Here is a 14,628-nt window from a genome sequence, read left to right on the forward strand (position 1 = left end):
ATGGCACGCAAACAACCCAAACATTGGCTGAACGGCCTTTTCGTTCTGCCCTACCTGGTGGTCTATCTGTTGCTGCTGGTGCTGCCCCTGGTGATGGGCTGGTGGTTGAGCCTGCGCGATGTGGACATGCTGGCCGACACCAGCGACTTCATCGGCCTGAAAAACTACGCCGACCTGCTGCACGACGACATCTTTCTGGGTGCGGTGCGCAACACGTTCTACTTTGTCGGCATGACAACCCCGGTGTTCGTCGCCCTCGGGTTGGCGCTCGCCTTGGCCCTTAACCGGCCCGGGCGCACCGGTGCGGTGCTGCGCGCTATCTTTTTTGGCTCGTCGGTGCTGTCGGTGACCATCGTCACGCTGGTCTGGCGGCTGGTGCTGATGCCCGACAAAGGCCTGCTGTCGAACCTTATGACCGGCATGGGCCTGGCCCCCATCGCCCCACTGGTCAGCGATGCCATGGCCCTGCCTGCGGTGGCGCTGGTCACCGTGTGGTGGATTGTGGGCCTGCCGATGATGCTGTTCCTGGCCGCGCTGCAGCAGATTCCGCAAGAAATGTACGAGGCCGCCGCGCTGGACAACGCGGGCCGCTGGCGCACCTTTGTCGCCATCACCCTGCCGTCCATCAAAGGCACGGTGGCGCTGGTGGCGGTGATCGAGGTGATTTTGCAGTTCCAGCTGTTTGGCCAGTCGTACCTGATGACGCAAGGCGGGCCCAACAACACCTCGCGCCCCATCGTGCAATTCATTTACGAGACCGGCTTTACCCAATGGGCGCTGGGCTATTCGGCCGCCGCTGCACAGGTGCTGTTTGGCCTGATGCTGATCGGGGTGAGCGTACAGGCCTGGCTGGGCCGCCAACGTGCCGCACAGGAGAAACACGCATGAGCCGTATGTTGAAAAGCCGCTGGGGCGACCGGCTGATTCTGGCCGCCACCATTGCCCTGGCCTGCCTGTGGGTGGCTCCGCTGGTATGGATCTTCATGCTGTCATTCAAGCCCAACGCGGCACTGATGGCGCGCACCGACGTGCTGTTCTCGCCCCCGTTCACGCTGAAGAACTACACCGACATCCTGGGCACATCGCAGGTCTTCCGCTGGCTGCTGAACAGCGCCATCGTGTCGCTGGGGCAGACCTTTCTGACGCTGGTGATTGCCTCGCTGGCGGGATACGGCTTTGCGCGCACCACCTTCCCCGGACGGCGCATCTTGTTTGCCTGCGTGCTGGCCGGACTGGCCGTGCCCGAGCAGGCCATCATCGTGCCGCTGCACCGCCTGTTTGCCGATCTGGAGCTGCACAACACCTACAGCGCGCTGATCCTGCCCAAGCTGGCCGCCCCGTTTGGCGTGTACCTGATGGCGCAGTATTTCCGGGGCATTCCGGTCGAGCTGGAAGAAGCCGCCATGCTGGACAACGCGTCAAAGCTGAAGATCTTCTGGCAAATCATCCTGCCGCTGTCGGTGCCGGCGCAGGCCACCCTGGGCATCTTCACTTTCTTGAACGCCTGGAACGACTACCTGTGGCCACTGGTGTCGGCCTCGAAGTCCGAGATGTACACCATCACCCTGGGCCTGGCCTCCAGCCAGTCGAACTTTGCACAAAGCGAGGGCATTGGCTACCTGATGTCACAGGCGGTGTTTGCCGGGCTGCCGCTGTTTGTGCTGTACCTGTTTTTCCAGAAATACATCGTCACCGCTGTGGCCGGCACGGCCACACGCTAAAGCGTTTTACCGGGGCAGCGCCGATCCGCTGCACATTAAAAAATGGCCACGGCCTACAAACGAGGAGACAAAGCATGAAACTGAAAATGCTCGCAACCAGCTTGGTTGCCATCACACTGGCCACCGGCAGCGCCCTGTGCGCCGCGCAGGACAAGACCGAAATCACCGTGGCCCGCTTCTTCGGAGCCTGCGATGCCGACTACGGCAAAGCCGTCGATGCCAGCAAGGCACATGGCGAGTGCGGCATCATCACCACGCTGATCAACGAGTTCAACGCCACCAACAAGCAGGGCATTGTGGTCAAACCACAAATCGCTGAATGGGCCCCTTACTACGACCAGCTCAGTGCCCGCATCGTCGCCAAAGACGTGCCCACCATCACCGTGATGCACGAATCTGTACTCGGCGACTACGTGGCGCGCAAGCTGGTGGAGCCGCTGGACGAAGGCTTCAAGTCGGTCGGTATCAGCACCGACCAGTTCAGCGAACAGGCCAAAAAGGGCACACAGATCGGCGGCAAAACCTACGCCCTGCCCTTCGATACCTGGTCCTGGCTCTGGCACATCAACGGCAACCTGATGAAGAAAGCCGGGCTGACCAACGCCGATGGCACACCCGTACTGCCGCAAACCCCTGAGGAGCTGCTGGCCCAGGCCCGCAAGTTCAAGGCGGCCACCGGCAAAGCCTACCTGGGCTGGCCCGCCTCCGATGCTGCCGCCAACTACCGCACCCTGGTGACCCTGGTTGCGCAGCAAAACGGCACACTGTTCTCGGCTAACGGCAAGCAGATTGACCTGCACTCCAAGCCCGCCCGCAACGCGCTGGAGCTGATGAACACGCTGTACACCGAAGGCCTGGTCAAACCCAATATGGACTACGGCGCAGCCAACCAGGCCTTCATCAACGGCGATGTTGGCGTGCACATCGTGGGCACCTGGACGATTGGCGACTTTGTGGATGCAGCCGACAAGGCCGACTCGCCCCTGAAAGGCGGCTACTCGGTGGTGCCCTTCGCCAAGATTTACGCCAAGAAAGCCGCTTTTGCCGACGGCCATAGCTGGGTCATGCTCAAGGGCGGCGCCAAAGACGAGAAAACCCGCAAGGCCGCGCTGACCTTCATGAAGTTCCTGTGGGACCGCGACTACGAATGGGCCCGTACCGGCCACCTGCCCGCCAACAGAAGCGCCACCGCCCGTGACGACTTCAAGAAGCTGCCATTCCGCAGCAACATCCTGGAGATCAGCTCCATCGGCGTGTCCCTGCCCAGCAACGTGCCACGCCAGCGCGCCATCGAAGCCATCGTGGGCGAAGAAATGATCAACATGCTGCTGACCCAAAAGCCGATCGACGCTGTGCAAAAAGCCGGCGAAGAGCGGGTCAACAAGCTGCTGGCCAGCGTCCGCTAAGGCGACGCTGAATAAGTCCCCGCGAGGCTGCGCGCTCTGGCTAGGGATGGGATGCAAGGCGCAAACCGCAGACATAGCTTCGGCTATGGCGAGGATTTGCAACGCCGCAGACCGCCCGAGACCAGAGATGCGCAGACCGCGAGGGACTTGTTCAGCGTTGCCCTAAACACCTTTGTGATCTCCCGGGGCCGTGAGGGCGGCCCCCACTCCCCTTTTTTTACAGGAAGCACACCATGATCTCCACCCGCCTGGTCGTTGACCGCGATTTCGTTGTCTCTGACCTCGACCGACGCATCTTCGGCTCCTTCGTCGAACACCTCGGCCGCGCGGTCTACACCGGCATCTACGAACCCGGCCACCCCACGGCCGACGAGCGCGGCTTCCGCGGCGACGTGATGGAGCTGACGCGCGAGCTCGGCCCCACCATCGTGCGCTACCCCGGCGGCAACTTTGTCTCGGGCTACAACTGGGAAGACGGCGTAGGCCCGGCCGCAGACCGCCCGGTGCGGCTGGACCTGGCCTGGGCCTCGACCGAAACCAACCAGTTCGGCACCAATGAGTTCATGGAGTGGTGCAAGGCCACCGACATCGAGCCGATGTGGGCCGTCAACCTGGGCACGCGCGGCCCGGACGAAGCCCGCGAGTTCCTCGAATACTGCAACCACCCCGGTGGCACGGCCTTGTCGGACCTGCGCAAGTCGCACGGCGTAGAGGCCCCGCACGACATCAAGTTCTGGTGCCTGGGCAACGAGATGGACGGCCCCTGGCAGATCTGCTCCAAGACCGCCGACGAATATGGCCGCATCGCCCACGAAACCGCCAAGCTGATGCGCCTGGTGGACCCGACCATCCAGCTCGCCGCCTGCGGCTCGTCGCAACACAATATGCCCACCTACGGCAAGTGGGAAGACACGGTGCTGGAGCACTGCTTTGACGACGTGGACTTCATCTCGCTGCACACCTATTTCGAGAACCGCGGCGACTCCACGCCCGAATTCTTTGGCTGCATCGAGCAGATGGATTTGTCGATCAAGGAGATCGTCGCCGTGGCCGATGGCGTTGCGGCGCGCAAGCACTCGGCCAAGCGCATCATGCTGTCGTTTGACGAATGGAACGTCTGGTACAAGGCCCGCTCCATCAACGACCTGCGCAAGCCCGGCTGGCCGGAGGCCCCACGCCTGCTGGAAGAAATCTACAACACCGAAGACGCGCTGGTAGTCGGCGGCGCCCTTATCGTGATGATGAACAACGCCGACCGCGTCAAGGCCGCCTGCCTGGCCCAGTTGGTGAACGTGATCGGCCCCATCATGACCGAGCCCGGTGGCCCGGCCTGGCGCCAGACCATCTTCTACCCCTTCGCCCAAGCCACCCGCTTTGCGCATGGCAAGGTGTTGCGCCCGGTGATCGAGTCGCCCAGCTACGAAGCCAAGAGCCACCCGGAAATCCCCTACCTGTGCGCCTGCGTGGTGGACGACGAAAGCACCGGCACCACCACCGTGTTCGCGCTGAACCGCCACCTGACCGAAACCATGCAGCTGCGCGTGGAGCTGCGCGGCCTGGGCCGCACGCGCCAGCTGGACCACGCGCTGGCCCTGCACCACAGCAATATGAAGGCCACCAACACCAAGGATGCCCCCAACACCGTGGTGCCGGAGAATAATCCGAACGTACAGGTCGACGGTGAAACCATTCTGGCGGAACTGCAACCCGGCTCGTGGAACGTGATCGTCACCACCGCCACCGGTCGTATTTAAAGAGGCAGGGGCCACCGTGCCCCTTGCCGCACAAGGAAAACGCATGTTCGAACGTGAACCACTGGTGGGCACGATGACCGCACAGGTCGCAAAAATCATAGGCATGCGCGTCGTCGGCGGAGAGTTCCTGCCGGGCGACGCCCTGCCGGTGGAAAGCGAGCTGTGCAGCGCCTACGGCGTCAGCCGCACCACCGTGCGCGAAGCCATCAAGCAGCTGTCCAGCAAGCGGCTGATCGACGTGTCGCCCAAGATCGGCACACGCGTACTGCCCTTTGCCGACTGGAACCTGCTGGACCGCGACGTGCTGGCCTGGCGGCTGCACGCCCAGTTTGACAGCAAGATCATCGAAGACATCTACGAGATGCGGCTGTGCTTCGAGCCGCGCGCCTGCTTTCTTGCCGCCCGCGCAGGCAATGCCGCCGACATGCAGCTACTGGACCGCCGCTACCACGAGCTGGCCGAGGCCTACACCAGCAACGAGGTGCGCGCCGCCGCCGAAGCCGACCTGGCCTTCCACATGACCATCATCGAGGTGTCGCACAACGGCATGTTCATCACCATAGGCAACGGCATCAAAACCGCGCTGCGGGTGTCATCCGAAATGCTGCTGCGCCATGCCACCCGGCCCAGCGAAGACCTGGCCTTGCACGCCGATGTGCACCGCCACATCCTGGCGCACGAGCCAGACGCCGCCGCCGCCGCCATGACCGCCCTGCTGTCTGCATCACAGGCCCGGCTGCTGCCGTATACCGTCCAGCCCTAGCCGGGTGAGTTTGGGCGATTGAATGGTCGAAAATCACGGTATTTTGGGACGCCATGACATGCTTCTAAACGCCATCCAGTCAAACCAAACTTCGATACAGGCCGCCATCGTGGACCTGGACGGCACCATGGTGGACACCTTGGCGGACTTCGCGGCGGCGCTGAATGGCATGCTGGCCGATCTGGACCTGCCCGCCATCACGCCGCACACCATAGAGACCATGGTGGGCAAGGGCACGGAACACCTGCTGCACTCCGTATTCAATCATGCTCTAGCGCAGACATCACCTGCACCAGCAGCTATCAATATAGAAGCACTCTACGCGCAGGCCTGGGCCCGCTACCAACACCATTACCTGGCCATCAACGGGCAGTTCTCGCAGGTGTACCCCGGCGTGCTGGAGGGCTTGCGGGCCCTGCAAGACCGGGGCTGGAAGCTGGCCTGCCTGACCAACAAGCCCACCGCCTTCGCCCTGCCCTTGCTGCAGGCCAAAGGCCTGGACGGGTTCTTCAGCCATGTGTTCGGCGGCGATGCGTTTGAGCGCAAAAAACCCGACCCGCTGCCGCTGCAAAAGACCTGCGAGGCCCTGGGCACGCTGCCACAACACACGCTGATGCTGGGCGACTCGCAGAACGATGCCCAGGCCGCGCGGGCCGCTGGCTGCCCGGTGCTACTGGTGCGCTACGGCTACAACCACGGCGAGCCGGTGGAGGCGGTGGACTGTGACGGCTTGCTGGACTCGCTAGCGGATGTGCAAGTGCGGGCCGGGCGCTGAACTCAGCAGTTGCTGAAGTCAGGCTTGCGGTTTTCCATGAAAGCCGTCAACGCCTCCTTGGCCGCCGGCTCACGCAGCATCTTGCCGAAGAGGCCGGTTTCCTCAGCCATGCGCTCGGCTACCGGTGCGGCCAATTCCTGCTTCATCAAGCGCTTGCTGGTGACCAAAGACGCCAGCGGCTTAGCCGCCAGGCGCAAGGCCTGCCGATGTGCCAGCGCATGCACCTCGGCGGGCGGCACGATGCGGTTGATCAAGCCCACCTCCAGCGCTGTCTCTGCAGTAAACGGGTCGCCCAGCAGCAATGCCTCGGCGGCGCGCTGGTGGCCCATGAGACGCGGTAGCAGGTAGCTGGAGCCGGCTTCGGGGCACAGGCCCAGGTTGACGAAGGGCAGCGAGAACGCAGCGTTGTCGCCCGCATAGACCAAGTCGCAGTGCAACAGCATGGTGGTGCCCACGCCCACCGCTGCACCGCACACTGCGGCGACTAGCGGCTTGGGGAATGTGCTGATGACGCGCAGGAAGCGGATCACTGGCGACTCTGCCGTGGGCGCTGGCGCATTCAAAAAGTCGCCAATGTCGTTACCGGCCGAGAAGATGGTTTCATGGCCCTGGATGACGGCCACGCGCACACTCGCGTCGGCTGCAGCGCCGTCCAGCGCATCCGCAATAGCGGAGTACATCGCCGAGGTCAACGAATTCTTCTTGGCCACGCGGTTCAGCGTAATGGTCAAGATGCCGTCTTCGGTATGGGTCAAGATGTCGGTCATGGGATCACTCGGTAGAAAAATGCGGATGTTAACAACCGCGGCATTACTATCATTTAAATAGCTGCCAGCGCAGATGAAATAAGCGCTAGCAGCCTAAAAACCTCAAACCCGCGCAATCAACACCCCTTCCAGAGAACCCGTGGAACTGGCTCCGCCAGGCCACCGGGTTCGCCCCCTGCAAGGGGGTTGGCGAAGACGCGCAGCGCGTAGCCTGGGGGTGTGCTCTTCTATATGCGTTCGAAGATACCGGCTGCACCCTGGCCCATGCCGACGCACATGGTCACCATGCCGTACTTCAGGTTGTTGCGGCGCAGCGCGTGGATCACCGTCGCGGCACGGATAGCACCGGTGGCGCCCAGCGGGTGGCCAAGGGCAATCGCGCCGCCCATCGGGTTCACCTTGGCAGGGTCCAGGCCCAGGGTGTTGATGACGGCCAGCGACTGGGCGGCAAAGGCTTCGTTCAGCTCGAACCAGTCAATGTCCTGGTGCTGCAGGCCGGCGTAGCGCAGCGCGGCGGGAATCGCCTCGATCGGGCCAATGCCCATGATGTGCGGCGGCACGCCCTTGCTGGCGAAGCTGACAAAGCGGGCCAGCGGCGTCAGGCCGAAGCGCTTGATGGCCGATTCGCTAGCCAGGATCAGCGCACCGGCGCCGTCGGAGGTTTGCGAGCTGTTGCCGGCGGTGACCGAACCGCGCGCCGAGAACACCGTCTTCAGCTTGCCCAGTCCCTCCACCGTGGTCTCGGGACGCACGCCTTCGTCCAGGCTGACGGTGCGCTGGGTGATGCTGACCTTGGCGGTGTCCAGATCGACACTGCGGTCGTCCACCGTGATCGGCGTGATCTCGTCGGTGAAGGCGCCGGCCTTCATCGCCGCCAGTGCCTTCATGTGGGATGCGTAGGCAAACTCGTCTTGTGCGCTGCGGCTGATCTTCCACTGCTGCGCCACCTTCTCGGCCGTCAGGCCCATGCCGTAGGCGATGCCGTAGTTGTCCACGTCGTCCGTGTTCATGAAGATGTTCGGCGACAGGCTGGGCCCGTTGCCCATCATCGGCACCATGCTCATGCTTTCGACACCGGCAGCGAACATCACATCGGCTTCGCCGACGCGGATGCGGTCAGCGGCCATCTGCACCGCACTGATGCCGGAGGCGCAGAAGCGGTTCACGGTGATGCCGCCCACCGAATTCGGCAGCCCCGCCAGCACCGCGCCAATGCGCGCCACGTTCAGGCCCTGCTGGGCTTCCGGGATGGCGCAGCCGCAGATCACGTCTTCGATGGTGGCCGGGTCCAGGCCGGGCACCTGGGCCAGCGCCGCGCGCAAGGTTGTGGCCAGCAGCTCGTCGGGCCGGGTGTTGCGCAGATAGCCTTTGTGCGAACGGCCGATGGGCGTGCGAGTGGCGGCGACGATGTAGGCGTCTTGGATTTGTTTCATGGAGGGCTCCTTGTGGTTTTACTCCTTCCCCCTTCGGGGGAAGGTTGGGATGGGGGCAGGGATTTGGCGGCAGTGAGCGCATCCAAAATCACCACCAACACCCCATCAAGATTAGAAAAAGGCGCGTCGGTCGCAAAGCGCAGCACGGTAAAGCCCAGGCTGCGAAAAAACGCCTCGCGGCGCGCGTCATACGCAGCTTGGTCGGCATGCTGGGACCCATCGAGTTCGACCACCAGTTTGGGGGCCAAACACGCAAAGTCGGCAATAAAGTTGCCCAGCGGATGCTGGCGGCGAAACTTCACACCCAACTGCTCCCTGCGCAAACGCGACCACAGCCGCCGCTCGGAGTCGGTCATTCCCGCCCGTAAAAGGCGGGCGTGGGCGTTGGCGGCGGGTGTGGCGTAGTTGTGCATGGTGCAAGCCCCCATCCCGGCCTTCCCCCGGCGGGGGAAGGAGGAAGTCGGGGTCCATTGCCGTTAGTTCCGCACAGGCTTGCCCGTACTCAGCATGCCCATGATGCGTTCCTGCGTCTTGGCGTTCTCCAGCAGGCTGCAGAAGGCTTTGCGTTCCAGGCTCATCAGGTACTCCTCGGTCACCAGGGTGCCGTTGTCCACGTCGCCGCCAGTCACCACACCGGCGATCAGGCTGGCGATATGGAAGTCGTGCTGGCTGATGAAGCCGCCGTCGCGCATGTTCACCAACTGGCCCTGGATGGTGGCCTTGCCGTTGCGGCCTGCGACCAGGAACTGGCGCTTGTGCGGCGCGCGGTAACCGCTGGCGGCCATGGCCTTGGCTTCGTTCAGTGCGACGAACAGCAGCTCGTCCTTGTTCGGCACGATCACATCGCTGTCCAGCAAGTAGCCGAGCTTGCGGCTTTCCAATGCGCTGGTGCCCACCTTGGCCATGGCCGCAGCGGTGAAGCCCTCGGTCAGGAAGGGCAGCAAGTCCTTGTGCGTGGACAGGGCCGCGTTTTCGGCAGCACGGCGGGCGATATAGGTCAGGCCGCCGGCACCGGGCACCAGGCCCACGCCGACTTCGACCAGGCCGATATAGCTTTCCATCGCCACCACGCGGCGGGCCGAGTGCACGGCCAGCTCGCAGCCACCGCCCAGCGCCAGGCCGCGCACGGCGGACACGACGGGCACGTTCGCGTAGCGGATCTTCAGCATCACTTGCTGCAGTGCTTTTTCCATCTTGTTGATGGCACCCGCGCCGCCCATCATGAAGCCGGGCAGCATGGCCTGCAGGTCGGCACCGGCGCTGAAGGGCTCGTCGCCCGACCAGATCACCACGCCGGCGTAGTCCTTCTCGGCCAGATCGACCGCGCGGGCCAGACCTTCGGAGACTTCGGGGCTGATGGCGTGCATCTTGGTCTTGATGCTGGCGATGATGATTTGGTCGTCTAGCGTCCACAAGCGGATGGCTTTGTCTTCATGCAGCGTTTTGCCTGCAGTTTCGAAGCCGCCGCCCAGGCCCAGGCCTTGGGTGTGGCCGGAGATTTTTTCAGGAAATAGCTGTCTGGAGTAGACCGGTAGTGCGTGGCGCGCTATAAATTTGGAAGTAGACGGGTTCCATGAGCCTTCGGCCGTGTGGACGCCGCCCGCCTCCGCCACCGGGCCGTTGAACACCCAGTCGGGCAGCGGCGCGTTGCTCAGCGCCTTACCGGCAGCGATGTCTTCCTTGATCCAGTTGGCTACCGTCAGCCAGCCGGCTTCTTGCCAGAGTTCGAACGGGCCTTGCTGCATGCCGAAGCCCCAGCGCATCGCCAGGTCCACGTCGCGCGCGGTTTCGGCAATCGTCTGCAGGTGCACGGCGGCGTAGTGGAAGCTGTTGCGCAGCACTGCCCACAGGAACTGGCCTTGCGGGCCTTCGCTGTTGCGCAGCAGCGCCAGGCGCTCGGCGGCGGGCTTTTTCAGCATGCGGCCATAGACCTCGTCGGCCTTTTCGCCACCGGCCACGTAGGTACCGGAGGCCATGTCGAAGCGCAGGATGTCGCGGCCTACTTTCTTGAAGAAACCGGCCTTCGCCTTCTGGCCCAGGTTGCCCAGTTCCAGCAGCTTGGCCAGCACGGGCGGCGTGCCGTAGCTGGCGTAGAACGGATCGGTCTCCAGGCTCAAATTGTCCTGCAAGGTCTTGACCACATGGGCCATGGTGTCCAGGCCCACCACGTCGGCAGTGCGGAAGGTGCCCGAGCTGGCGCGGCCCAGGCGCTTGCCAGTCAGGTCGTCCACCACGTCATAGGTCAGGCCGAACTTGGCGGTCTCGCCGATGATGCCCAGCATGCCGGCGATGCCGACGCGGTTGGCGATGAAGTTGGGCGTGTCCTTGGCGCGCACCACGCCCTTGCCCAGGCTGGTGGTGACGAAGGCTTCGAGTTGGTCCAGCGCTTCGGGCCGGGTGGTGGGCGTGTTGATCAGCTCCACCAGGTACATGTAGCGCGGTGGGTTGAAGAAGTGGATGCCGCAGAAACGCGGCTTGATTTCCTCGGGCAAAGCTTCGCTGAGCTTGGTGATCGACAGGCCAGAGGTGTTGGACGCCACCAGCGCGTGCGGCGCGACGAAGGGCGCGATCTTCTTGTACAGATCGAGCTTCCAGTCCATGCGTTCGGCGATGGCTTCGATGACCAGGTCGCAGTCTTTCAACTGCTCCAGGTGGTCGTCGTAATTGGCCTGCTGGATCAGGTCCGCATCTTCGGCCACGCCAAGCGGCGCGGGCTTGAGCTTCTTCAAATTGGCGATAGCCTTGGCGGTGATTCCGTTGGCCGGGCCTTCTTTGGCTTTCAGGTCGAACAGCACGACCTGCACTTTGACGTTGACCAGGTGCGCAGCAATTTGCGCACCCATCACGCCTGCGCCGAGCACGGCGACTTTTTTGATCGGGAATCTAGACATTGGTTTCTTTCGAATTTATTGCACGCGCAGCCAGATCTGGGTACGGTAGAAGGGGCCGATATAGCCACGCACCTGGAGCTTCTTGCCGTCTTCCAGCGGCACCATGCGCAGGGTGTAGTTCTTGCCGTTGTCGGGGTCGAGGATCTTGCCGTCTTCCCACAAGTCCTTGCCCTCGGTTTTCTTGGCGCCGCGGATGATTTCCATGCCCAGCTTGGGCTTGTCCTTGCGGTCGTCGGTGCACTCGGTGCAGTTGGGTTCACCGCTGGTGGTCAGGGCTTTTTCCACCACGCCGGAGAGCACGCCGTTCACGGCGGTGATGCGGATCTCTGCCTTGGGCTGGCCGGTTTTGTCGTCTACCGAGCGCCAAAGTCCCTCAGGGGTCATTTGGGCAAATACGCCGCTAGCGCATATAAATCCTGCGCAGAGTGCTATCAATTTTTTCATGGCGTGTCTCCGGTGCGGGTTTTAAGCAAGAGCGGCGTCGGTATCCATCAGCGCCTTGCTGCCGGTACGGATGGTGCGCATCAGCGTAGCGGTTTCGGGGAACAGCTTGGCGAAGTAGAAGCGCGCGGTTTGCAGCTTGGCTTGGTAGAACGGGTCGGTGCTGCCAGCAGCGATTTCACGCAGCGCCACTTGCGCCATGCGGGCCCAGAAGTAGCCAAACACCAGGTGGCCGGCGACGCGCAAATAGTCCACGGCCGCAGCGCCCACTTCGTCGGCGTTCTGGAAGCCCTTGAAGCCCAGCTCGGTGGTCAGCTTGGTGACCTGGTCGCCCAGGATGGCGATGGGGGTGATGAACTCACCCATCTTTTCATTCACGCCTTCTTCCTCGACCAGCGCGGCGACCAGGCGGCCGAACTTCTTCAGCGTGGCGCCGTTGTTGCCCAGGATCTTGCGGCCCAGCAGGTCCAGGCTCTGGATGGTGTTGGTGCCTTCGTAGATCATGTTGATGCGGTTGTCGCGCACATACTGCTCCATGCCCCATTCCTTGATGAAGCCGTGGCCGCCAAACACCTGCATGCAGGCATTGGTGGAGATATGGCCGTTGTCGGTCAGGAAGGCTTTGACGATGGGGGTCAGCAGGGCCAGCATCTCGCCGGATTCTGCGCGCACCTTTTCGTCGGGGTGGCTGTGCTCCTTGTCCAGCAGCACGCCGCAGAAAATGCCCAGCGCACGGCCACCTTCGGCGTAGGCCTTGGCGGTGAGCAGCATCTTGCGCACATCGGGGTGCACGATGATGGGGTCGGCCGGTTTGTCCTTGGCCTTGGTGCCGGTCAGCGAGCGCATCTGGATGCGGTCCTTGGCGTAGGCCAGGGCGTTCTGGTAGGCCACCTCGGTCAGGCCCAGCGACTGGTTGCCCACGCCCAGGCGGGCCGCGTTCATCATCACAAACATCGCCGCCAAGCCCTTGTTGGGTTGGCCCACGATGGTGCCGATGGCGCCGTCCAGCACCATCTGGCAGGTGCTGTTGCCGTGGATGCCCATCTTGTGCTCCAAGCCACCGCAATAGATGCCGTTGCGCGTACCCAGCGTGCCGTCGGCAGCGACGTTGAACTTGGGTACGGCAAACAGGCTGATGCCCTTGCTGCCCTGCGGTGCGTCCGGCAGGCGCGCCAGCACCAGGTGGACGATGTTCTCGGCCAGATCATGCTCACCCGCGCTGATGAAAATCTTGTTGCCGGTGATGGCATAGCTGCCGTCCGCCAGGGGCTCGGCCTTGGTGCGCAGCAGGCCCAGGTCGGTACCGCAATGCGGCTCGGTCAGGCACATGGAGCCGGTCCACTGGCCGCTGACCAGCTTGGGCAGGTACAGCGCTTTTTGCGCATCGGTGCCGTGCGCCAACAGGGCTTCGTATGCGCCGTGCGACAGGCCGGGGTACATGGTCCAGGCCTGGTTGGCCGAGTTCAGCATTTCATAGAAGCACTGGTTCACCACGAAAGGCAGGCCCTGGCCGCCGTAGGCCGGGTCGCAGCTGAGTGCGGCCCAGCCGCCTTCGACGTACTGGGCGTAGGCTTGCTTGAAGCCCTTGGGTGCGGTGACTTCGTGGGTGGTTTTGTCCAGCGTGCAGCCTTCGGCGTCGCCGCTGATGTTCAGCGGAAAGGCAACCTCGGAGGCGAACTTGCCACCCTCTTCCAGCACGGCGTTGATGGTGTCTGCATCGGTGTCCACATGCTGTGGGCACAGCTTCAGATCGTCTGTGACCTTGAGCACTTCGTGCATCACAAATTGCATGTCGCGCAGGGGGGGCGTGTAAGTTGGCATGGTTAATCCTTGGAGGTGCTTGAAGAGGTACGAAAGAAGAGGTTGGAGGTGTGATCTAAGGCGTGCCGTAACGCGCCAGGATGTTGTCAAAGCCGGTATTGGCACGGGCCAAAGCTCCGGGGGTTTTCAGAAATCGGGCTTCATAGTGCAATGACAGGATCAGGCCGTGAATCTCGAAAGCGGCCTGGCGTTCGTCCGCATCGGGGCGCAACTCGCCCACCTCCTTGGCCTGCTCCAGCGCACGGCAGAAGGCCGACAGCCACGCCTGGACCGAGTCGGCCAGGGCATCACGCACGGGGCCAGGCCGGTCGTCAAACTCGACGGCTCCGCTGATGAAGATGCAGCCAGACTGCAACTCGATGGACACACGCTGCATCCAGTTGGCAAACAGCGCCTTGACCCTGGGCAAGCCGCGCGGCGCCTGCATGGCGGGGTAGAAAACCTCGGCTTCAAACAGGCGGTGGTATTCACGGACCACCGAAATCTGCAGCTCCTCGCGGGAGCCGAAATGCGCGAACACACCGGACTTGCTCATGTGCGTGACTTCGGCCAAAGCACCGATGCTCAAGCCCTCCAGGCCAACATGGCTGGCCAGGCGCAAGGCTGCGTCAACGATGGACGCCTTGGTTTGCCGGCCCTTGACCAGCGCGCGGCCATCGCGCACGCCCTCTCCCGCAGGGGTGCGGGTGGCATCCACAGGATCTCCTTTGGCAGACATGGCATTCCTTATGCAAAAATAAAACGAACGATCGTGCTATTTAAGGATATTCGAAGCCAATACTTTTAGCAATGCATTTTTGGGGAGCGCGTGTCGATAAACCCAGGGGCAAACCCTAGGTTTGGGGTAAAAATCGGG

Annotated in this window: 13 protein-coding genes; 6 read left to right on the forward strand and 7 right to left on the reverse strand. The window is 63.0% G+C overall.

Translation table 11 applies throughout. The annotated features are described in order from the left end of the window. The 6 genes from AC4BBN_RS06475 to gph all read left to right on the forward strand — a co-directional run bounded on the left by AC4BBN_RS06475 (position 1) and on the right by gph (position 6,419). On the forward strand, positions 1–888 hold the full coding sequence (locus AC4BBN_RS06475; protein ID WP_490591126.1) for a carbohydrate ABC transporter permease: 888 nt from the start codon (positions 1–3) through the stop codon (positions 886–888). Beyond that, positions 885–1,721: a carbohydrate ABC transporter permease gene (locus tag AC4BBN_RS06480; protein ID WP_490591127.1), complete on the forward strand. Its 837-nt coding sequence runs from the start codon at positions 885–887 to the stop codon at positions 1,719–1,721. The genes AC4BBN_RS06475 and AC4BBN_RS06480 overlap by 4 nt, the downstream gene beginning before the upstream one ends. Positions 1,722–1,795: 74 nt before the next feature. Further along, positions 1,796–3,127 (forward strand): extracellular solute-binding protein, encoded by a 1,332-nt coding sequence (locus AC4BBN_RS06485; protein ID WP_490591128.1) that lies wholly within the window; start codon positions 1,796–1,798, stop codon positions 3,125–3,127. A gap of 233 nt (positions 3,128–3,360) precedes the next feature. Beyond that, positions 3,361–4,881, forward strand: coding sequence for an arabinosylfuranosidase ArfA (gene arfA, locus AC4BBN_RS06490; protein WP_490591129.1), 1,521 nt, complete (start codon positions 3,361–3,363; stop codon positions 4,879–4,881). A 43-nt stretch (positions 4,882–4,924) separates the two neighbouring features. Beyond that, entirely contained in the window at positions 4,925–5,644 is a 720-nt protein-coding gene (locus AC4BBN_RS06495; RefSeq protein WP_490591130.1) for a FadR/GntR family transcriptional regulator, read from the forward strand. Positions 5,645–5,702: 58 nt separating this feature from the next. Further along, positions 5,703–6,419 (forward strand): phosphoglycolate phosphatase, encoded by a 717-nt coding sequence (gph, locus tag AC4BBN_RS06500; protein WP_490591131.1) that lies wholly within the window; start codon positions 5,703–5,705, stop codon positions 6,417–6,419. Positions 6,420–6,421: 2 nt separating this feature from the next. Here gph and AC4BBN_RS06505 read toward each other — a convergent pair whose 3' ends face one another. From AC4BBN_RS06505 to AC4BBN_RS06535, 7 genes are all read right to left on the reverse strand, one after another. Next, positions 6,422–7,186, reverse strand: coding sequence for an enoyl-CoA hydratase (locus AC4BBN_RS06505; RefSeq protein WP_490591132.1), 765 nt, complete (start codon positions 7,184–7,186; stop codon positions 6,422–6,424). Between the two features lie 227 nt (positions 7,187–7,413). After that, positions 7,414–8,619, reverse strand: a complete 1,206-nt coding sequence (locus AC4BBN_RS06510) for an acetyl-CoA C-acyltransferase (RefSeq protein WP_490591133.1) — start codon at positions 8,617–8,619, stop codon at positions 7,414–7,416. After that, entirely contained in the window at positions 8,616–9,032 is a 417-nt protein-coding gene (locus tag AC4BBN_RS06515) for an endonuclease domain-containing protein (RefSeq protein WP_490591134.1), read from the reverse strand. The genes AC4BBN_RS06510 and AC4BBN_RS06515 overlap by 4 nt, the downstream gene beginning before the upstream one ends. A gap of 63 nt (positions 9,033–9,095) precedes the next feature. After that, entirely contained in the window at positions 9,096–11,510 is a 2,415-nt protein-coding gene (locus AC4BBN_RS06520) for a 3-hydroxyacyl-CoA dehydrogenase/enoyl-CoA hydratase family protein (protein ID WP_490591135.1), read from the reverse strand. A 15-nt stretch (positions 11,511–11,525) separates the two neighbouring features. Beyond that, complete coding sequence (locus tag AC4BBN_RS06525; protein ID WP_490591136.1) at positions 11,526–11,954, reverse strand: DUF2147 domain-containing protein; 429 nt, start codon at positions 11,952–11,954, stop codon at positions 11,526–11,528. Positions 11,955–11,975: 21 nt separating this feature from the next. Beyond that, on the reverse strand, positions 11,976–13,772 hold the full coding sequence (locus tag AC4BBN_RS06530) for an acyl-CoA dehydrogenase C-terminal domain-containing protein (protein ID WP_490591137.1): 1,797 nt from the start codon (positions 13,770–13,772) through the stop codon (positions 11,976–11,978). A 55-nt stretch (positions 13,773–13,827) separates the two neighbouring features. Further along, positions 13,828–14,490, reverse strand: a complete 663-nt coding sequence (locus AC4BBN_RS06535; RefSeq protein WP_490591138.1) for a TetR/AcrR family transcriptional regulator — start codon at positions 14,488–14,490, stop codon at positions 13,828–13,830. Positions 14,491–14,628 lie beyond the last annotated feature (138 nt).

The sequence above is a fragment of the Rhodoferax sp. SPJ21 genome, assembly GCF_058216335.1.